Source organism: Rouxiella sp. WC2420, assembly GCF_041200025.1.
GTDB lineage: Bacteria > Pseudomonadota > Gammaproteobacteria > Enterobacterales > Enterobacteriaceae > Rouxiella.
Map to the genome: position 1 here is coordinate 2,411,584 of NZ_CP165628.1, position 20,317 is coordinate 2,431,900.

General features: G+C 52.4%; 18 protein-coding genes. 6 read left to right on the top strand and 12 right to left on the bottom strand.

Features of this window, described 5'->3' with window-relative positions; translation table 11 throughout:
• Window positions 1-119: 119 nt before the first annotated feature.
• Both AB3G37_RS11060 and AB3G37_RS11065 read right to left on the bottom strand, forming a co-directional pair.
• Entirely contained in the window at window positions 120-1,160 is a 1,041-nt protein-coding gene (locus AB3G37_RS11060; protein ID WP_369790718.1) for a hypothetical protein, read from the bottom strand.
• Window positions 1,161-1,308: 148 nt separating this feature from the next.
• Complete coding sequence (locus AB3G37_RS11065) at window positions 1,309-2,865, bottom strand: serine hydrolase domain-containing protein (protein WP_369790719.1); 1,557 nt, start codon at window positions 2,863-2,865, stop codon at window positions 1,309-1,311.
• Between AB3G37_RS11065 and AB3G37_RS11070 the strand changes: the two genes are divergently transcribed.
• Window positions 2,852-2,989: a hypothetical protein gene (locus tag AB3G37_RS11070; RefSeq protein WP_369791033.1), complete on the top strand. Its 138-nt coding sequence runs from the start codon at window positions 2,852-2,854 to the stop codon at window positions 2,987-2,989. The genes AB3G37_RS11065 and AB3G37_RS11070 overlap by 14 nt on opposite strands.
• An 8-nt stretch (window positions 2,990-2,997) precedes the next feature.
• Here AB3G37_RS11070 and AB3G37_RS11075 read toward each other — a convergent pair whose 3' ends face one another.
• Genes AB3G37_RS11075 through AB3G37_RS11095 form a run of 5 tightly spaced genes read right to left on the bottom strand, consistent with a single transcriptional unit; the run spans window position 2,998 to window position 8,096 of the window.
• Window positions 2,998-3,753, bottom strand: coding sequence for an ABC transporter ATP-binding protein (locus AB3G37_RS11075; protein WP_369790720.1), 756 nt, complete (start codon window positions 3,751-3,753; stop codon window positions 2,998-3,000).
• Window positions 3,750-4,580, bottom strand: a complete 831-nt coding sequence (locus AB3G37_RS11080; protein ID WP_009639114.1) for an ABC transporter ATP-binding protein — start codon at window positions 4,578-4,580, stop codon at window positions 3,750-3,752. Before AB3G37_RS11080 ends, AB3G37_RS11075 begins: the two co-directional genes overlap by 4 nt.
• On the bottom strand, window positions 4,580-5,494 hold the full coding sequence (locus AB3G37_RS11085; protein WP_369790721.1) for an ABC transporter permease: 915 nt from the start codon (window positions 5,492-5,494) through the stop codon (window positions 4,580-4,582). Before AB3G37_RS11085 ends, AB3G37_RS11080 begins: the two co-directional genes overlap by 1 nt.
• Window positions 5,491-6,504: an ABC transporter permease gene (locus AB3G37_RS11090; protein ID WP_037379540.1), complete on the bottom strand. Its 1,014-nt coding sequence runs from the start codon at window positions 6,502-6,504 to the stop codon at window positions 5,491-5,493. Before AB3G37_RS11090 ends, AB3G37_RS11085 begins: the two co-directional genes overlap by 4 nt.
• Window positions 6,501-8,096, bottom strand: a complete 1,596-nt coding sequence (locus tag AB3G37_RS11095) for an ABC transporter substrate-binding protein (RefSeq protein WP_009639111.1) — start codon at window positions 8,094-8,096, stop codon at window positions 6,501-6,503. The genes AB3G37_RS11090 and AB3G37_RS11095 overlap by 4 nt, the downstream gene beginning before the upstream one ends.
• Window positions 8,097-8,339: 243 nt before the next feature.
• Here AB3G37_RS11095 and AB3G37_RS11100 point away from each other — a divergent pair, with 243 nt between their 5' ends.
• Window positions 8,340-9,464, top strand: coding sequence for a dipeptidase (locus AB3G37_RS11100; RefSeq protein WP_009639110.1), 1,125 nt, complete (start codon window positions 8,340-8,342; stop codon window positions 9,462-9,464).
• A gap of 224 nt (window positions 9,465-9,688) precedes the next feature.
• Here the strand turns inward: AB3G37_RS11100 and uxuA are convergent, their stop codons facing one another.
• Together uxuA and AB3G37_RS11110 are read right to left on the bottom strand one after the other, a co-directional pair.
• Window positions 9,689-10,870: a mannonate dehydratase gene (uxuA, locus tag AB3G37_RS11105; RefSeq protein WP_369790722.1), complete on the bottom strand. Its 1,182-nt coding sequence runs from the start codon at window positions 10,868-10,870 to the stop codon at window positions 9,689-9,691.
• Window positions 10,871-10,920: 50 nt separating this feature from the next.
• A complete protein-coding gene (locus AB3G37_RS11110; protein WP_369790723.1) occupies window positions 10,921-12,234 on the bottom strand; it encodes an MFS transporter in 1,314 nt (437 codons plus the stop codon).
• A 289-nt stretch (window positions 12,235-12,523) separates the two neighbouring features.
• Between AB3G37_RS11110 and AB3G37_RS11115 the strand changes: the two genes are divergently transcribed.
• Window positions 12,524-13,210: a FadR/GntR family transcriptional regulator gene (locus AB3G37_RS11115; protein WP_009639106.1), complete on the top strand. Its 687-nt coding sequence runs from the start codon at window positions 12,524-12,526 to the stop codon at window positions 13,208-13,210.
• 529 nt (window positions 13,211-13,739) lie between these two features.
• On the opposite strand, the gene hutG is transcribed toward AB3G37_RS11115, so the two are convergent.
• The 3 genes from hutG to hutC form a co-directional block, all read right to left on the bottom strand.
• Entirely contained in the window at window positions 13,740-14,546 is an 807-nt protein-coding gene (gene hutG / locus AB3G37_RS11120; protein WP_369790724.1) for an N-formylglutamate deformylase, read from the bottom strand.
• The gene (hutI, locus tag AB3G37_RS11125) at window positions 14,543-15,793 is read right to left on the bottom strand and encodes an imidazolonepropionase (protein WP_369790725.1); all 1,251 of its coding nucleotides are present in this window, start codon (window positions 15,791-15,793) and stop codon (window positions 14,543-14,545) included. Before hutI ends, hutG begins: the two co-directional genes overlap by 4 nt.
• Window positions 15,794-15,927: 134 nt before the next feature.
• Window positions 15,928-16,713 (bottom strand): histidine utilization repressor, encoded by a 786-nt coding sequence (hutC, locus tag AB3G37_RS11130; RefSeq protein WP_369790726.1) that lies wholly within the window; start codon window positions 16,711-16,713, stop codon window positions 15,928-15,930.
• A gap of 186 nt (window positions 16,714-16,899) precedes the next feature.
• Here hutC and AB3G37_RS11135 point away from each other — a divergent pair, with 186 nt between their 5' ends.
• From AB3G37_RS11135 to AB3G37_RS11145, 3 genes are all read left to right on the top strand, one after another.
• A complete protein-coding gene (locus AB3G37_RS11135; RefSeq protein WP_369790727.1) occupies window positions 16,900-18,267 on the top strand; it encodes a formimidoylglutamate deiminase in 1,368 nt (455 codons plus the stop codon).
• Window positions 18,268-18,275: 8 nt separating this feature from the next.
• Window positions 18,276-18,875, top strand: coding sequence for a HutD family protein (locus AB3G37_RS11140; protein ID WP_009639101.1), 600 nt, complete (start codon window positions 18,276-18,278; stop codon window positions 18,873-18,875).
• A 334-nt stretch (window positions 18,876-19,209) separates the two neighbouring features.
• Window positions 19,210-20,208 (top strand): ABC transporter substrate-binding protein, encoded by a 999-nt coding sequence (locus tag AB3G37_RS11145; RefSeq protein WP_369790728.1) that lies wholly within the window; start codon window positions 19,210-19,212, stop codon window positions 20,206-20,208.
• The last annotated feature ends 109 nt before the right edge of the window (window positions 20,209-20,317 follow it).

Below are 20,317 nucleotides of genomic sequence, written 5' to 3' on the forward strand. Positions count from 1 at the left end.
ACAAAAAACGCCTCTGCCTATTTTCATAGACTAAGGCGATTTTTTGCGTCGTTAGGCCGTTGGCTCCCAGCTTATCCGGCATTCGTCGCGACGGAAAATCAAGTCTGCTGAACATTAGCTTAAACATAAAAATGCTGCACAGCTGGAACGGTTTTTCTTTCAAGCGGCGCGGCTTTAGAGGCCGAGGATTTATTAGAAGCTGCATTATATTTAAACTGCTTGGGATCAAGAATAAGCGAGTGTGGGAATAACACTTGAGGACGGTATAGTGAGTTCATTAAACCATTGACCTCCTTGCTGTCTTTCATTTTTAATGCTTTGTCCCGTGTAGCAGATGAAAACTCCCTAAGATCCTGCACAATTCGGTAGGCCAGTCCCTCGATCATATCTTTGCCGTAAAATACCAAATCTATAATCTCATGATCTATAACATCGCCTTGGAAAAACTTATCTTTATCATCATAACTTACCCAGTCGGGTACTTTGGTGCCAGGACGTTGATCATTCTGTGCCAAGTCGGCAGCCTCAAGATGCCCGTATTGTTTAATATCATCTTTAACCGCATCCAGGGGAATACGATAATTGATATCACCAAATCTGCTTGAGGTTTTTTGATTGTTATCTCCGACTTCCAGAGCAAAAAACACAAAGTCATCGGTCGCAAAACTATCGAGATCTAGCTGTGCCGTGTTCTTGGTATTGAAACTTACCTTTTTCTTTTGCAGCTGTTTACGAGATAAGAATTCTGCCGAGCCCTGTTTATTGCGCACGTCTTTCGAAGAGAAGTGTGAAAGATAAAAAGGTTGCTGCTTAAAATTAGCAATGAACTCTCTTTCCAGAGGGTTTGGTATACTACTTTGTAATTTATTAATATTACTCTTAGAGAGTAAAGATATTGCCTCTTTTCCACGACCATTCAACTCTTTCCATGCATCTCCGTTACTGACCATGTGATCATAAGCCGAGTTAGCGTTTTGCGAGCCACCTGAGGAGTGACCATTTGCACCTAGAGCCATTTTTTGCAACGCAGCTTGCACACTGCCTACAGCGGACAACGCTGAATTATCCTTGCTGGACGTTGAGTTAGTAGAGGAAGTCGGCAGATTTTTGATGGCGGGCGATTTATTAATTACAGGTTTTAATACAGTCGATTTATACATTATCAATAGCCTCAATGGACTGGCAATTTTGATACTGTAATTTATTAAACCAAGGCACGTAAGGCGGAAGGCTTCCAGTCAATGGATTGTCTGATTTACAAAAAACGCCTCTGCCTATTTTCATAGACAAAGGCGATTTTTTGCATCGTTAGGCCGTTGGCTCCCAGCTTATCCGGCATTCGTCGCGACGGAAAATTAATACGCGACTGCGGTTGGAGATCACATGTACGTCATAGCCCTGGAAATAGAGGCAGAATGATTTTTGCCACGGGCCATCCGGCATGTTAACCAGCAGGCGACCTTGACCAATCGATACCATCTTACCGCTGGCGCGCAATGGACCAATGCCCATTTTCAGTTCGTCGCCTTCAATATCAAAGGCCGCTTTCGATTCAGGATGAAACCAACGCCCCTGGATCATCGGCAGACAATCGTTGGGTTCTGCAGGAATAAAATAGCGCCTGGCCAACCCAATTTCGCCCTCAATCGCCGTGCCGTTCATTTTCAAACGCATTGGCAAATGAGCTGATAGTGATACCGAACTGCCATCCTCGCCCTGATACAAATTTTCACTTGCGCCAAGATAACTGGCCACGCCGTTATCGACCGATAACCAATACGGTTCAGCCAGACTGGTGTAAAGCCCATCGACCAGCGCCGTGCTTCGCGCCGGTAATGGGGTTTCCAGCAGGGCAGACATCACATCCAGCAGGGCGGAATAAGATGCGGTATCTTCGCGATTCGAGACCAGCGCGACGCCAACTTTACGTTGAGGATCAAGCAGGAAATAGGTTTTGTAACCGGCATGTGAGCCGCCGTGACCCAACAATTGATTTTCGCCGATTTTCGAATGGGTAATGCCCAGCCCGTAAGCTGTCGGCGTACCATTGGTTAGAAAACGCAGTTGGGATAGGTGTTTCAATACGCCTTCGCCCGGCCCGACGTCAGCCAACAGGCTTTGTAACCAGCCAGAGAGCGACCGCAGACTTCCTGTCAGGCTACCCGAGGCAGAAAGATGCAAACCCGCAGCAGATGTCTGCCACCCGGTCTGCGATTTCCAATAACCAGGCACCAGATTTGGCACAATATCGAACCAGGTTTCTGGCGCGTGGAAAGCAATATCCAGCGGTTTGGCGATGTGCTGTTGCAGTAGGTCTTCGAACAAAATGCCTTTCTGTTTCAGAATGGTTTCTACCAAACGGTAGCCGGTGTTCGAATAGGAAATTTCGCTTCCTGCCGCAAAGTTAAGGCTACCGTCGCTGGCCAGAAAATCGATCAGCGCATCCGCGTCGGTGGCGTTATAAACCGAGATCCCCAGCAGGGAAAGGGTCTCGCGCACGTCAGGCAGGCCGGCGGTCATATCCAGCGCCTGTCCGATAGTGACTTTCGCCATCGGACCTTTCAGCTGTGGTAGATGTTGACCCAGTGTGTCATCGGTTGATAGACCGGCATCACTGCGAAGCAGGGCCAGTGTGGCGAAAATATGCTTGGTTACCGAAGCGTAACGCACTACGCTTTCGATGCTGAATGGCTCGTTGGTGGTCAGATTTGCCAGACCACCACAGGCCTCTCCCTTTAACGACGTGCTATCAAACAAGGTGATGGCACCCCCCGGTTCCCCCGGTTGATTCCAGCGATCGGTTACTTTTTTTGCAGCGGAAATTCCCGCTTGCCAGTTAATAGAAGTCACGATGGAAGTCCTCATTATCCTTCATCTTTGGCGTTATCACGGCGTTGGCTGCTTACAACCCCCCGACTCACTGATTAATTTCAGCTCATCGGGGCTTGCTCAGTTACCGCCTGGCGACAACGCCAATGACATTGGCTAATTTGAAATTTAAATGTCCTGGTCGATATCCGGTTCTTCGAGGTCCAGACTTAATTTTCTGAGCTCGGCAGTATGCGGATGTGACACGTTACCCGCCCGTAGATCGTTCGCACTCACAAGCTCCACCATTTGACCACCGATCATGACTCCGATTCTGGTGCAAAGATGCGTTACGACGGCTAAATTATGAGTCACCATGACGTAGGTTAATTTCTTTTGCTGGCGAATATCGGTTAGCAGGTTGAGGATTTCCGCCTGTACCGAAACGTCGAGCGCGGAAGTCGGTTCATCTAGCAGCAAAACCTCTGGTTCGGAAATCAGCGCGCGGGCAATCGCCACACGCTGCCGCTGGCCGCCAGAAAGCTGATGTGGGAAACGAAAACGCACGCTTTGCGGAAGGGCAACCTCATTCAGCGCGTCGGCAATACGTTTTTCGACATTCAGAAAGCCGTGTACGGTAAGAGGTTCAGCCAAAATCCGGTCGATGGTTTGACGGGGATGCAACGAGCCGTACGGGTCCTGAAACACCATTTGCACCCGGCGATAGAAACGCTTGGGGCGTTTGGGTAACTGGGGTTCGCCGCCAATGTCCATGCCGCCGGACCAGTGCTGATTTAGCCCCGCGAGCGCGCGTAAAATAGTGGATTTCCCCGAGCCGCTTTCGCCGACGATGCCAAAGCTTTCGCCATTGGCAACGTTAAAGCTGACTCCTTTGACGACTTCGGTTTCGCCAAATGAAATGCGCAGTTGGTCTAAAGTAATCATGCTGTTTTCCAGGCCTCGTCACGAACCAGTATCGGCAGCCGGTCTCTAGGGTGAGTCAACGACGGCAGACACTCCAGTAATCCACGCGTATAAGGATGCTGCGCGTTTCGCAGATCGCCGGCCTGCAAGGTCTCGACGATACGTCCGGAGTACATTACCGCCACGCGGTCGCAGAATCTCGACACCAGCGGCAAGTCATGGCTTATAAGAATCAACCCCATGCCGCGGCTGGAAACCAGGTCATCGAGCAGACGCAGAATTTCGGCCTGCACTGTGGCATCCAGCGCGCTGGTGGGTTCGTCGGCAATCATCAGTTCCGGGTCGGGAGCCAGCATCATGGCAATCATCACGCGTTGACCCATACCACCGGAAACCTCGTGGGCATAGCGTTCGGCGACTTTATGCGGGTCGCGGATCTTGACTTGATCCAGCAGGTCAATGGCGGCTTCCATGGCCTGACGTTTGCTGCCACCCTTATGAGTTCGCCAGGCTTCGGCGACCTGATTGCCGATGGTCATCACCGGGTTCAGTGAGTATTTCGGATCCTGCAGGATAAAACCGACGCGCTTACCGCGGATTTGGCGCATCTGTTTTTCGCTTGCGTTGCGCAAATCAATACCATCGAACGAAAGGGTATCGGCACGACATTTAGCGCTGGACGGCAACAGGTTCATCAGGCATCGGGCAGTGAGTGATTTACCCGAACCGCTTTCGCCAACGATACCGAGTTTTTCTTTTCCCAACTGTAAAGATACCCCGCGCACGGCATCAAAACTGCCGCTGCGGGTTTCAAACGTAATATGCAAATTCTTGATATCGACCAGCATTAGCGTTCCTTGGGATCGAGGACGTCACGTAAACCATCGCCGAGAAAGTTAAAGGCCAATGAGGTGACAAAAATAGCGATAGCCGGGATGAGCGGCACCCACCATTCGCTGAACAGGAAACGGCGAGCCGTTGCGATCATCGCCCCCCATTCTGGTGACGGCGGCTGCGCGCCCATGCCCAAAAATCCGAGGCTGGCAGCGGTAATGATGATTGAACTCATGTCCAGCGTGACGCGCACCACCAGGCTTGGCACGCACAGCGGCATGATATGGCGCAATACGATACGTGCCGGCGTAGCGCCCGTCAGGCGACAGGCGGCGATATAATCTGTGCCGCGAACCTGCATGGTTTCCGCTCGCGCCAGTCGCGCATACGGCGGCCAGGCAGTGAGGGCGATAGCCAGAATGGCGCTCTCGACGCCGGGCTTGAGAGCAGCGACGAAAGCCAATGCCAGAATAAGACGTGGAAAAGCCAGAAACACGTCAGTAATGCGCATCAGAATACGGTCAACCAGTCCGCCCGCGTAGCCTGCCACGCAGCCTATCAGCAGGCCAAGAGGGGCAACGATCGCCACCACCACGATCACCATGCCGAGGGTAATACGCCCGCCATAAAGAATGCGGCTGTAGGTATCGCGACCCAGCTCGTCAGTGCCTAACAAATGCAGGGCAGAAGGCTTGGCAAGACGGTTGGCTAAATCCTGATCGCCGGGCTGATAATGGGTCAGCAGCGGGGCGCAAATCGAAATGGCCAACACCACCAACACGGTGATCAGGCCAATCAGCGCGAGTGGATTGGAACGCAGGCCAAGCCAGATGCGATAGCGTCGACCCCAAACCGCCTGGGTACGTGTTTTAGGAGTTTCATCGAGCAACCATGCCCGAGACCCCGGTCGTGAAGATAAGCTGGTCATTTTACGCGTGGGTCCAGAAGTCGGTAGAGAAGGTCGGCAAGCAGATTAAGCAGCACGTAGATTGCGCCAATCAGCAGGGTGGAACCGATAACCGGGTTCATGTCGGCATTCATCAGCGAGACGGTCAGATACTGTCCCAGGCCCGGCCACGAGAAGACGTTTTCGGTTACTACCGCGCCCTCAAGCAAACCAGCATAAGTCAGTGCCAGAACGGTAATCAGCTGAACGCCCACAGTTGGAAAAGCGTGTTTCCAGATAACCCGGCTGGCAGAAAGCCCTTTTGCCCGAGCAGTGATAACGTATTCGCCACCCAACGCATTGAGCATAAAGGTGCGGGTCATACGGGTGATATAGGCCATGCTGAAATAGGCCAGAATCAGCACCGGCTGCACCATGTGCGCCAGCGCATCCCAAAACGCACCCATATCACCGGCCAGTAAGGAATCGACGGTGAGCAGTCCGGTAACCTGCGGGATCATATCCTGATAGATAATGTCCTGACGGCCAGGCCCTGGCGCAATCCCCAGCACTGAATAAAAAATCAACAGTGAAAGCAGTGCCAGAACAAACACCGGCAGCGAGTGACCGGCCAGACAGACCACGCGAATAGTCTGGTCAATCCAACTACCTTGACGCGTTGCTGCCCAGACGCCGAGCGGTATGCCGATAAGCGCGGCGATAATAATTGCCGCCGTGGCAAGTTCCAGCGTCGCCGGGAAGTAGCGCGCAATATCGTGAGTCACCAGATTTGAGGTTAACGCAGAGCGACCGAGGTCGCCGTGCGCCAATTGGCTGAGATAATGTAAAAACTGCATCCAAAGGGGCTGATCCAGCCCCATTTCATGACGTACACGTTCGACAACTGACTCCGGGGCATTATCGCCAACCGCAGCCAGTACCGGGTCGGTCGGCATGACTCTTCCGATAAAGAAAGTAATCACCGACAGACCAAACAAAGTAAGACAAACGCTGATGCAGGTACTCAGTAAACTTTTGAGTCTCTTGCTCACGCTTTAACAACCTTCTCGTATGGGCTGGTACTCATTACAGTCAACACCACGCCGGTGATGTCATGGCGGCAGGCGGCAGTCAGCGTCGGCTGGAACATGATCATAAACGGACTGCTTTCCATATGCTGGGTTTGCAGCTGCTCGTAAAGCTTGATGCGCGTCGCGGGATCAGACTCGTGCAAAGCTTTGCTGCTGAGGTCAGAAATGGCCTTGTCTTGCCAGCTGCAACGCCATGCCAGCGTGCGGCTCTTGGCTTTATCGCTGTTATCCGGGTTACTGCAGAAGGCTTCCGCATTGGAGTTGGGATCAAAATAGTCCGCGCCCCACTGAGTCAGTGCCAGCTGTTGTTGACGGGCACGCATTTTCGTCAGTACCTGACGGCTTTCGGCGGCCAGCAAGGTGACTTTAATACCGATCTCGCCGAGGTTTGCCTGAATTGCCTGTGCAATATCAGCAGACGGAGAGGCAGAATAATGGTCGAGGGTGATTTCAAAACCGTTCGGGAAACCGGCTTCTGCCAGCAGCGCTTTGGCTTTAGTCACGTCGCGTTTGTACATAATGGTATTCACTGCCGCCGGGAAGCCTTCAGGCAGGAAGCTCTGGTGGATTTTATGAGTCAGTGGAATGATGTTTTTCTGGATGCTTTCGTAATCCAGTGCCCATTTAATAGCCTGCCAGACCTGAGGTTTTGCCAGATTTGGGTTGGCAACGTTAGCAGAAACCATCAACGTACCGGCGATGCCTTTCTGTACCAGGGTAAAATTCTTGTCGTCTTTTAACGGGCGCAGCTGCTCGGTAGTCAGGTTGCGGGCAATATCGATATCGCCTTTTTGCAGCATCAGCATCTGGGCAGAAGGGTCAACAATATGACGCATGATCACGCGCTCAATCTTACCGGCGTGCGGGTTGTTTTTGTTGCTTTCCAGAATTACGGTTTCACTGACTTTCCAGGCACGCAGCTTAAAGGCACCGGAACCGGCGCTGTTGGTTTTCAGCCACGCATTGCCCAGGTCATCGCCTTTCTGGTTGGCCAGACAGGCCGATTTCTGCACGATACAGCCGACGTTGGCTGACAGGCAGTAAAGCATGAAGGATTCAGAAGCCGGATCGGCCGTTTTAATCACCAGCGTTTCTTTATCTGGTGCGCTGATAAACTGCTCGACGTTATCTTTGGTATAACCAAATTGGTTAATGATGTAGGCCGGGCTCTTATCGAGTTTGACCACACGCTGCAGGGAGAAAGCGGCGTCATCGGCAGTAACCGGTGTCCCATCGGCAAACTTGGCCTTCGGGTCCATTTTAAAGGTGAAGGTTTTTTTATCGTCTGAAACTGACCATGACAAGGCTAGATCGCCTTCAATCTCGTCAGCGGCGGTCAACTTAGGTTTTACCAGTTGCTGATAGAGGTTACCGGTAACTTCTTCACCAACAGATTCAAAGGCTTCGTGGGGATCAAGGCTGGTAATGATGTCCAGTTGAATGGCCATAACCAATATCGATTTTGGCGTTGCGGCAAAAACTTTCTCGAAGTTCAGATAAGATAAAACAGGAATTGCAGAAAAACCGGTAATAAAATTACGCCTTGTGACCATTATAACTCCCATCGTGTTGATATTTAAACTTAAAATTTAATTTTATAGTCTCTTGCCCTTGACTTGTTCGCCGCGCTTTGTCTCTAATGAACAACATCACAGCCGCGTCAGGTAGCACTTTTCGCCACAAAAAAAGTAATGCGAAATTTGCTCACCGGTGGTGCGTATTCAATCATGAATTGCACCTTTTAAGAGCGAAAGCTGATTGATTCCTGTCGTGTTTAACCAAGGGTAGAGCTTTTTATGAATAACAAAGTCAGTGAAGATTTAAGCCCAGTGCCGGTTTTTGACGGTCATAATGATGTTTTAATGCAACTTTGGTTAAATCATCATCAAAATCCCGAGCAGGCATTCCTTGAAGGACCTGCTTGCGGTCAGATGGACCTGCCACGCTGCCGTGAGGCAGGTTTCGCGGGAGGTCTCTTCGCCGCCTATGTACCTTCGCCAAAACTTCCTGACTCACCAGAAGTAGCAAGTATCGTGCCGGGTTCAGGTATCGATACGCGTTTTTTAGTGGAAGGTATTAATAAACATCCTGATTTTTATCCTACGCCGGATCTAAATTCTGCGCGCGACGTCACAATCGGCATGATGGCCTTTTTAATTCGTATTGAAAATGCGTCTCGGGGCGCAGTTAAAATCTGCCGCACTGCTAATCAGATCCGTGAATCGATCAAAAATCAGTCATTAGCTGTAGTTATGCATATCGAAGGGGCCGAGGCGATTGACCCGGACCTTTATATGTTGGATGTGTTTTATCAGATGGGTTTGCGTTCAATAGGTCCGGTATGGAGCCGCCCGAATATTTTCGGTCACGGCGTGCCGTTTAAATTCCCGTCCTCGCCTGATTTAGGCCCGGGATTGACCGATTTAGGCATCAAGCTGGTGAAAGCATGTAACCAGAAACGTATCATGGTGGATCTGTCGCATCTGGATGAAAAGGGCTTCTGGCAAGTGGCTAAACACAGCGATGCGCCGCTGGTGGCCAGCCATTCGAATGCTCACGCGCTGTCTGCACAATCGCGCAATCTCACCGACAAACAGCTGGATGCAATTAAAGAGAGCAATGGTTTTGTCGGCGTAAACTTTGGTATGACTTTCTTGCGTGAAGATGGGAAGAAATCTCCAGACGCCACCGTGGATGAAATGGTGCGCCACGTCGATTATCTGGTGGAGAAACTTGGCGAAAACAACGTTGGGTTTGGTTCGGACTTTGACGGCGTAACGCTGACGCCAGATATGGTTGACGTGCGTGGCCTGCGCAAGCTGGAAGCCGCATTACGCAAAGCCGGATATAACCAGACGCTGCTGGAAAATATCTGCCACAAAAACTGGATCAATGTGCTTGAAAGGACCTGGGGCGAGTAATGGCCGGGTTAAATTTCATCGCGTATTACTGCGTCCAGAATCGCTGAATCAACGACAGCGAATGCAGCAATTTTGTGACTGGAAGAGGCATCGTGTGGGAGTAAAGTAACCGAAGTAAAAAGCTGGCTGGCAGCAAATAAGCTCGCTGAGTAAATACGCACTGTAATTTTCAAATAAAAACGCCTGCTACTATTTCGAAAATAAAGCGGCAGGCGTTTAAGCAATCAGGAAAACAGGGTTTGTTTCAGCGCACGCTCTACACCGCGCAGTTCCGCCAATCCTCTTAACCTGCCAATCGCTGAATATCCTGGATTGGTTTTCTTATGCAAATCATCGAGCATCTGATGGCCGTGATCGGGCCGCATGGGAATAGGACGCGTATCGTTTAATCCCCTGCGACGCTGCTCCTCGGTCAGAATGGATTTGATTACTGCTACCATATCCACGTCACCGTCGAGATGGTCGGCCTCGTGGAAGCTGCCGGGGGTTGATTCGCGCGCGGTGGCACGTAGGTGAATAAAGTGAACCCGGTCAGCAAAAGTGTCGAACATCTTCACCAGGTCGTTATCTTCGCGAACTCCGTAAGAACCGGTGCAGAATGTAAATCCATTGTGCAGACTATCGACAGTGTCTTTTAGCCACTGCATGTCTTCGATAGTTGAAACAATGCGCGGCAAGCCCAGAATCGGACGCGGAGGGTCATCTGGATGGACCGCCAGTCGCAGCCCGTGCTGTTCGGCAATCGGCACGATGGCGCGCAGGAAATAGGCCATGTTTTCGCGCAAACGTGCTTTATCAATGCCGTCGTAGGTTGCCAGTCTGGCGCGAAATTGCTCCAGCGTGTAGCCTTCTTCCGTGCCCGGCAGACCGGCGATGATATTGGCGGTCAGAGTCTCTTTCTCTTGCTGGGACATAGCGGCAAAGTATTCAGCGGCCTGCTGCTGTTCAATGGCGGAGTAGTCTTTTTTTGCCCCGGCACGCTGCAAAATATGTAATTCGAAGGCGGCAAAGGCCGTCTGGTCAAATCGCAGCGCGCGGGAACCGTCTGGCAGCAAATAGCCCAAATCTGTCCGCGTCCAGTCGAGTATGGGCATAAAGTTGTAGCAAATCGTGGTGATCCCGCAGGAGGCGAGATTGCGCAACGACTGCTGGTAATTGGCGATATGCTGTTCGACGTTGCCGCTGCGGGTTTTGATTTCTTCATGCACCGGGATGCTTTCCACCACCGACCACTGCAATCCCTTTTCTGCCAGTTCGGCCTGACGTTGTTTAATCTGTACCACCGGCCAGACTTCGCCGTTGGCAATATGATGCAGGGCGGTGACCACGCCGGTTGCACCAGCCTGAAGAATATCGTCCAGGGATACCGGGTCATTGGGACCATACCAGCGCCATGTTTGTTCCATAAATAACTCCTTGTTTAATCATAAAGCTCGCCCAGACAGGCAACTAAAATTTAGACCGCTTCGGCCGATTCAATAGGATCTTTAACGATAAAGAAATAAGACAGCGCCCCGGCAAAGGTGACACAGGAACAGACTACCAATGCCCAGTTAAACGAACCGGTGGTATCCAATACCCAGCCGGTGACGATGGGGGCAAACGAGGCAAAAATGAAGCTGCCAAAGTTCTGAATGCTGCTCACCGAGGCAACCATGCGAGAAGGGGCGATTACCTGCACCAGTCCCCACGCCGAAGTGCCTGCAAAGTGGATAAAGAACAGCGCGAGGCTGATAAACGCCACGGCCATTGTGGTGCTGGCAGATTGAATGACCAGCAGGGTACAGGCTGCGGAACACACCAAACCAAAGCAGATCAGCGCCTTGCGGCTGTTTAACAACGAATAACCTTTTTGCGCCAACCGGTCGGCGACAACGCCGTTGACCAGCATTCCCAGTGAACCAAACAGAAACGGGATCGCCGCGACCCAACCCGTGTTGGCGAGGCTCAAACCCCGTTCGGCCTGCAAATACCCCGGTAACCAGGCCAGATACAGCCACGCGGTATAGTTGACGCCGCTAAAGCCCAGCAGCATGCCCCAGACACTGCGGCGCTTGAACAAAGAGCCCCATTCACCGAGGCTGAGACGGGTTTTGAGCACCGGTTTACTGCCTTGATCGAGATAGGCGCTATCTTCGGCGCTGAGCACCATTTGACTGCGATTGCGATACCAGGCACACCAGCAAAGCGCGACGGCAATACCGGCAACACCAATGATCAGAAACATCATCCGCCAACCAAAGGCCAGCATCAGTGCGACCAAAATCGGTGGCGCAAACGCCTGACCCAGCGTGGTCGAAGAGTTGAAAATCCCCATTGGCAGACCGCGTTTTTTAACATTGAACCAGTCATTGACCACCTTGACGCCGCTGGGCATAAACGGCGCTTCGCCGATACCCAATCCAATGCGCAGCATAATAAAGTGGCTAAAACTGTTTACGCTGCCCGCCAGCGCCTGCATCAGCGACCAAAACAACAGGCCGCCGCCGAGCACAATGCGAGGCCCAAAACGGTCAAGCAGAATACCGCTGGGTAGTTGAGAGATACCGTAGGAAAGTGAAAAGGCAGACAGCAAGAAACCGAACTCGGTGGCGGAGAGGCCCAAATCACCGCGAATGGCCTGATTGGCAATCGACAGCGAGCCGCGGTCGAGAAAATTAATGATCCCTGCCATAAAGAGCAAAGACAGTGAAATAGTCTGTATCCGCTTGATTTTATGCGATCTGGCGAGAGTTTCCGGCAGTATCCTGTCCAGAGAAGAGGCTTGCATAAGGTGTCCTTAATTATGTTTTTTATCATAGGGTCGGTCGATGTAATACGCCTGTTGGCCTAATTGTCTGCTGGTCAGGCCATCAGGCCTGTGTATCATTCAGCAGTATGAGTTAAAATAATGTGATCAATCCTGCACAATTGATCTTCCTTTTTGATCTTGATTCAAGGGCAGCAACAGCGGGGCGTCGTGATGTTTTAAACGTTATGATAAGGTGTATTAAAGCCGGTTTGCCACGGGTCAGAACGCGTAAAATCAGAGAGATAGCAATATTACATCGGGGAATGAAATGGAATTACCTACACTCAAAGTGGAACGACTTTACCGCCAGATTTCTAACCTGCTTAAGGATTACATTAACAGCGGCCAGTTCGTACCCGGCCAGATGATCCCCTCTGAACGCGATCTCTCAAAGCAGCTCGGCGTAAGCCGTTCTTCTATTCGCGAGGCGCTGATTGCCCTGGAGATAACCGGCTGGGTGGAAATTCGCACCGGCAATGGCGTCTACGTCAGTAATCCGCTGCCATCGCAACAACCGGTTGTCGCTGAAGAAGAGTTCAGCCTGCAATCGCTGGTTAAGGCACGTCAAATTTATGAGTGCACCACGGCCGAACTTGCAGCCCTTAATGGCACTGATGATCAGCGAGAAAAACTGGCTGAAATCAATCGCGAACTTACGCAGTTAAATATCAATAATCAGGATTTTTTGCGCGAGGATAAACGTTTTCATCTGCTAATAAGCGAGATGACGGGCAATGAAGTGTTGCGCGATATGATGGAATATTTGTGGAACAAGCGTGAGTCCGCGCGTTTTGTTCGTTTAGAGTCACACTATGCCGAGACTGATTTTCCTCTACAAATGAACGCCGATCATCAGGCAATTACCGACGCCATTCTGGCAAGAGATCCCGTTGCCGCCAAGAGGGTAATGCAGCTTCATTTGCAGCATGTTTATGACCGGTTGTTCAACGAATAAATTTAGCCTGCGTCCTTGCAGCCGCAGCGGCGTTGGCAGCGCTTAATCGCCCGAATCACTGACCCGCGTCAGCTCATCGGGACTCTTTCACTTGCCGCCTTGCTGCAACAGCAATGACTTTGGCTAAATGCAATGTGCGCTCTTACAGCCGCAGCGGCGTTGGCAGCGCTTAATCGCCCGCATCACTGACCCGCGTCAGCTCAGCGGGACTCTTTCACTTGCCGCCTTGCTGCAACAGCAATGACATTGGCTAAATGTAATGTGCGTCCTTGCAGCCGCAGCGGCGTTGGCAGCGCTTAATCGCCCGCATCACTGACCCGCGTCAGCTCATCGGGACTCTTTCACTTGCCGCCTTGCTGCAACAGCAATGACTTTGGCTAAATGCAATGTGCGTCCTTGCAGCCGCAGCGGCGTTGGCAGCGCTCAAGGTAGCAATGAAATACTTGCTGGACCTCGATTAAAAATCCACTTCACGATAAGCGCTGTCTAGCAAAACGATAATCGGTAGACAGCGTAAAATTAATTATGATTATTTATAATGACTTTCTCCCCATTGCAGCATGCTTGCCAGCAGCGGTTTTAGTACCGTTTGTAGCTGTTCCGCCTTGGCTGGTGCATAAGGATAAGGCTCTATCTCTTCCATATAATTACACTGTGCCAACTCCAACTGCACTGCGTGCTGATGTTTATCCGGTTGACCATAGGCGCGGGTGATATAACCGCCTTTAAAACGGCCGTTCAGCACATGAGTAAAGGTCTCTTGCGCACTGCAACAGCTTTGAACGACGCTAATCAAACCCGGCGCGCAGCTCAGGCCGCTGTTGGTGCCGAGATTCAAATCAGGCAATTTCCCTTCAAACAGGCGCGGTATCACCGAGGCAATGGAATGGGCATCAAACAGCATGGCATAACCGTGCTGCTGCTTAATGCGGTCAAGCTCATGCTGAATTTTCTGGTGATACGGCTGCCACAGGGTATCAAGATAGCCTTTACGCTGTTCATCGCTAGGTTGTTGACCTTCTTTAAAGGTCGGGCGGCCGTCGAACAGGGTATCAGGGTAAAGCCCGGTGGTTGCGGTGGTGTACAGCGGTTTGTCGTCGGCCGGGCGATTAAGGTCGATGACAAAGCGCGAGTACTGGCCGATGATAATGCTCGCGCCCAGCGCCTTGGCGAAATTATACAGTTCGGGAATATGCCAGTCGGTATCGGACAATGGCAGGGCGGCATCGGTGAGGCCACTGGCCACTTCCGGCGTCAGGTGAGTTCCGGCATGCGGGATGCTGATCAACAGGGGCGCAGTCCCCTGAATGAACTCATAAGGTTCTGCAAGGCTCATAAACGAATTTCTCCACGATAAACAACGGTGCAGGGCAGTTGACCGCCCAGCCAGTAAACCAGTTCTGCAGGGCGCTTTAACGGCCAGTGCACGAAGTCTGCAACCTTGTCGGCCTCCAGCGTGCCGTGCGTTTTTTCCAGACCCAGCGCTTTTGCGCCGTTCAGGGTGATACCCGCCAGCGCTTCTTCTGGCGTCATGCGAAACAGGGTACAGGCCATATTCAGCATCAGGCGCAGCGAAAGTGCCGGAGAAGTACCGGGGTTGGCATCGCTGGCCAGCGCCATCGGTACGCCGTGGTGGCGAAACAGCTCAACCGGCGGGCTCTGGGTTTCACGCAAAAGATAGTAAGCGCCGGGAAGCAGCACCGCGACAGTGCCGCTGGCCGCCATCGCCGCGACATCAGATTCGGTAGCGTATTCCAGATGATCGGCAGACAGCGCGTGGTGTTTTGCCGCAAGCGTGCTGCCATGCAAGGAGGAAAGCTGTTCGGCGTGCAGTTTTACCGGCAGGCCCAGCGCAGCAGCCTTATTGAAAACGCGCTCGACCTGCTGCGGTGAAAACGCCAGATGTTCACAAAACGCATCAACGGCGTCGGCTAGGCCCTCAGAGGCAACCTGAGGCAGTAAACTGTCGCAAATCAGGTCGATATAGTCATCGGCCTTGCCTTTGAATTCGGGAGGAACCGCGTGAGCTGCCAGACAGGTCGACTTAATCTCGACCGGTTGCGTAGCGCCCAGCTCGCGGATCACCCGCAGCATTTTCAGCTCGCTCTCTTCACTCAGCCCGTAACCGGATTTGATTTCGATACAAGTGACGCCTTCGGCCAGCAGCGGGCGCAGTCGAAATTCTGCTGCGGCAAAAAGTTGCTGCTGAGTGGCGTCGCGAGTGGCATTGACGGTAGAGAGGATCCCGCCGCCCTGAGCCGCGATTGCGGCGTAACTCACGCCATTCAGGCGTTGTTCAAACTCGGCGCTGCGGTCACCGCCAAATACCAGATGAGTATGGCAGTCGATAAATCCGGGGGTCACAATGCCGCCGCCAAAATCAGTGCGCTGCGGCGCGGTAAAGTCAGGACTCTGATTTCGTGGACCGATCCACAGGATCCTGCCGTCTTTGACCGCGATCGTGCCATTTTCGATGATGCTGTAATGCCCATCATGCATAGTGACTAAGTCGGCCCCAAACCACAGGCTGTCACAGTGAATTTTGCCGTCAAAAGAGGGCGAAGAATGCAAGGGTACCGCCATGAGGATCTCCTGCTTTAACGTATCTTGTATAGACAACGACAGGGAAGCTAACGCATAACCTCGCAGGCGGCAAGCACGGCAACGATAGCTTTTTCTTATACTTTTCGTCGCAGGCGCTTGCGGCCCACAGGTGTTTAGCCGTGGCTGGTGAAGCGGCCAAACAGCTGGTAACGCGAGCCGGGATAAATCAGCCGTGCCGAGGTGACTACCTGATTGCCGCTCCAGGTGCGACGATGGATAAGCAGGCAGGGTTCATGCTCTTTTAACTGTAACTGGGCACTTTGTTCGGCGCTGGCGCTTACTGCCTCGACCCGATGCTCGCCGCTGGTCAGCGGTGCAACCTGCATCAGGTAGTCGTAGGGCATTCTGTTGCTGAACACGTTGTGCAGATAATCCGGGGCAGTTTTGGGATTGACATAGCGGTCTTCAATTTGCACCGGCACGTCATTTTCGTAATGAATAATCTGCGAGTAAAACATCTGTTCACCGCGGGAGATACCCAGCTGTAGCGCCTGTTCTGCATCGGCGGCACGGGCTTCGCACACCACAATCCTGCTGCAGTGGCGATGACCGCGTTCGGCAATTTCATCGGCAATATTGTGCACTTCCAGCATCGGGGTATAGGCCTTGGCTTCGGCAACAAAAGTGCCGACCCCCTGCATGCGGATGAGGAAACCTTCGCTGGTCAACTCCCGCAGTGCGCGGTTAATGGTCATGCGGCTCACACCCAGCTCGTTGACCAGCTCGCTTTCTGAAGGTACACGCTGGTGCGGCGGCCACACACCGGTGCGGATCTGGCCAACTATTGCCTGTTTTACGCGCTGATAAATCGGGGCGGGTGTATCGCTTATCGCCGCCGAGAGCTGCGATAAAATTTGTTGTGACACCACCTGTTGTTCGGACAACGGTTGGTCAGACATGCCACTCACCTCACTTATTAGTCAATTTAACTGCGCTATTTGTTAAAAAAAGCAACATCGGCAGTTTACAGATTTCATTGCCGTATGTATATGTATAGACAAGCTGTTCAGGAAAGTCTCAAAAGTCGAAAGATTTTTAATCACAGGTCAATTTTTAGATCAATTAACTTACACCGGGAACTTGCCATGCCTGCATTTTTTGCTTCTCGCGCCTTGCTGCCCCATGGTTGGGCCCACGACGTTCGTCTTGAAGTCAACGCACAGGGTTTTATCACTGAAGTACTGGTCAGCGCCAGCAGTGAAGGGTGTCAGTTACTCTCGGGAGCGGTGGTTCCGGGCATGCCAAATTTGCATTCTCACGCTTTCCAGCGAGTCATGGCGGGTCTCGCCGAGGTAGCGGGTAATCCACAGGACAGCTTCTGGACCTGGCGTGAACTGATGTATCGTATGGTTGGCCGCCTGACGCCCGAGCAGGTCGGGGTGATTGCCCGTCAGCTGTATATCGAAATGCTGAAAGGCGGCTATACCCAGGTCGCGGAGTTTCATTATCTGCACCACGACCCGTTGGGCAATCCTTACGCTAATCCAGGAGAGATGACCGCTTACCTGAGCCGTGCCGCCGAACAGGCGGGGATTGGCCTGACCCTGCTGCCAGTACTTTACAGCTATTCTGGTTTTGGCGCACAGCCGCCGCAGCCCGGCCAGCGTCGCTTTATCCAAAATACCGACAGTTATTTGCAGCAACAGCAGATTATATCCCAACAAATCAAAGGCATTACCACCCAGAATCAAGGCCTCTGTTTCCACTCCCTGCGCGCCGTTTCCCAGCAACAAATGCAGCAGGTGCTGGCCAGCAGCGATGCAAGTTTGCCGGTACATATTCATATCTCGGAACAGGTCAAAGAGGTTAATGACTGTGTAGCCTGGAGCAGCCAGCGGCCCATTGCCTGGCTGTTTGACAAGTTTGAGGTCAACGGACGCTGGTGCTTGATTCACGCGACCCATCCCGATCAGGACGAGCTTAAACAGCTGGCGTTGAGCGGGGCGGTGGCCGGTCTCTGTCCAACCACGGAAGCCAATCTCGGCGATGGCATTTTCCCCGGGGTTGATTATCTGGCGCAGAACGGCTCGTGGGGCATTGGTTCCGACAGTCATGTTTCCCTAAACGTGGTAGAGGAACTGCGCTGGTTGGAGTACGGGCAGCGGCTGCGCGATACCCGTCGTAACCGTCTGGTAACTCACGAGCAGCCTTCGGTGGGAGACCTGCTTTATCGTCAGGCTCTGGCAGGCGGAGCACAGGCCTGCGGCGTCATGATTGGCAAGCTGGAAGCGGGTTATCGCGCTGACTGGCTAGTTTTGGACGGAGAATGCCCGTATTTAGGCGCAGCGCAGGACGGCGAATTGCTCAATCGCTGGCTGTTTGCAGGCACAGCGGCGCAGATTCAGGACGTGTGGGTCGCAGGAGAGGCTAAGATTATTGCAGGCCGCCATGCGCAACAGACAGAAGCGGCGGCGGATTTTCTTGCCTTGCTAAAACTCCTGAGTCAGGAGTAGGAGTCTTTATGAGTTTTGCTTCAACGATTCACAACACTTTGAGCTTTTTTAATATTGACGATTTACCTGTCACCCCCTGGCGCAACGGCGGCGGCGAAACCCGTGAGATCATCAGCACGCCAGAAGAAGCCAGCGATTTTAACTGGCGGGCCAGCATTGCCACCATCGCTCAGGATGGGCCGTTTTCAGCCTTCCACGGCATCGATCGTTCAATCACTTTGTTGACCGGTGAGGGGGTTCATCTGTTTTCCAAAAACCAGGTTGACCACTATCTTACTACCCCCGCCGAGCCTTTTGCCTTTTCCGGTGACCTGACGCTGAGCGCAGAGCTTACCGGCGGCACCACCACTGATTTTAATATCATGACTCGACGCGGCACCTGTCGTTCAGTGGTCAGCGCAAAAAATAACGATTTTTGCGCGCCGTTGTTAATGGGCGGCGTGCTGCTGATTCTAAAAGGCGAATGGGAATTGCAGGGCGAAAAATTACTCACTGCCAATCAGGGCGTGGTCTGGGATAACGGGCAGGACGTGACCTTAGAATTGCTGCTGCACGCTAAAAGTAAAGATTGCCTGTTGCTATGGGCGGCTATTCTGCCGCTGTATTGATTTCTGCGGTGCTGATGAATACGAGGGTTTATTGCGACCCCGGCTTTTTGATGCAATCCCGCTCGCTGCGCCAAAATAGCGCGGCAGCTGCACTGAATTAAACCGTAGCGCCAGACGCTGGATCTTTGCGGCCAGCAATTAATCCGCTACGGCATAAAGAGGATAGATTTTACGCCGCTCGGTCGGACTTTAGCGGCATTCCTGATGCGACTTAAAACTGGCACAAACTTTGCGTCAATTAAGTCGCTAGCTTGTATAGACAAGAATAGACAGTGGCGCGGTCACGATGTGACAGTCCAATATTCCAGACAGGTACTTTCGACAGGAGTGGCAAATGAGCAATGTGTTTTCCAAAGCCGTACTGAAAAAATCCTTCACCTTACTGAGTGTGGCTGTAACTCTGGGCTGCGCCAGTGCGGGCGCTGCGCTGGCGGCAGACACCCCGGTCGCTATCGGTATTTCTGGCTGGACAGGTTTTGCTCCTCTGACGCTGGCGGATAAAGCCGGCATCTTCAAAAAAAACGGGTTGGACGTTACGCTAAAAATGGTGCCGCAGCAGTCGCGCCATCTGGCTATCGCTTCCGGTTCGCTGCAATGTGCTGCCACTACCGTCGAGACTTATCTCACCTGGAACGCCGCCGGGGTGCCAATCAAGCAAATCGTTCAGCTTGATAAATCCTACGGCGCGGACGGTATCGCGGTACGTCAGGGCATCAACAAGATTTCCGATCTCAAGGGTAAGACGATTAGCGTCGATGCTCCGGGAACCTCCTCTTATTTTCTGCTGGCGTGGATGCTGGATAAAAACGGCATGACCATGAAAGACGTCAAGCTGGCGACGCTTGGCCCGGACGCCGCAGCGCACGCCTTTATTGCCGGTCAAAACGATGCGGCAGTAACCTACGAGCCTTACCTGTCTTCGATTCGCCAAAGCCCGGACAAAGGCAAGATCCTGGCCACCACGCTGCAATACCCGATGGTGATGGATACTCTTGGCTGCACGCCAGCCTTCCTGGAGAAAAATCCCGCAGCGGCGCAGGCGTTGGTTAATAGCTATTTCGACGCGCTGGCGATGATTAAACAAGACCCGGACAAGTCCAACGAAATCATGGGCGCGGCGGTGAAAGAAACCGGCAAGCAGTTTGCTGAAGAGTCGAGCTATCTGCGCTGGCAGGATCTGGATCAAAACAAGAAATTCTTTGGCGGAGAAATTACCAGCTTCAGTAAAGAGGCGGCTACGCTGTTGACGCAAATGAAGATTTTGCGCAAAACGCCGGATATCAGCACTTTATTTGACCCGCAGTACGTCAATAACGCCACGGTAGCGAAATAGCGATTAACAGGAGGGTAGCTTTGATGCAACGAACTGTCAGTGATGCACCACGGGTCCCGTCCGCAACAGATGGCCGCGAGCCGGCTCCATTGCCGGCAAGCAAAAAGGT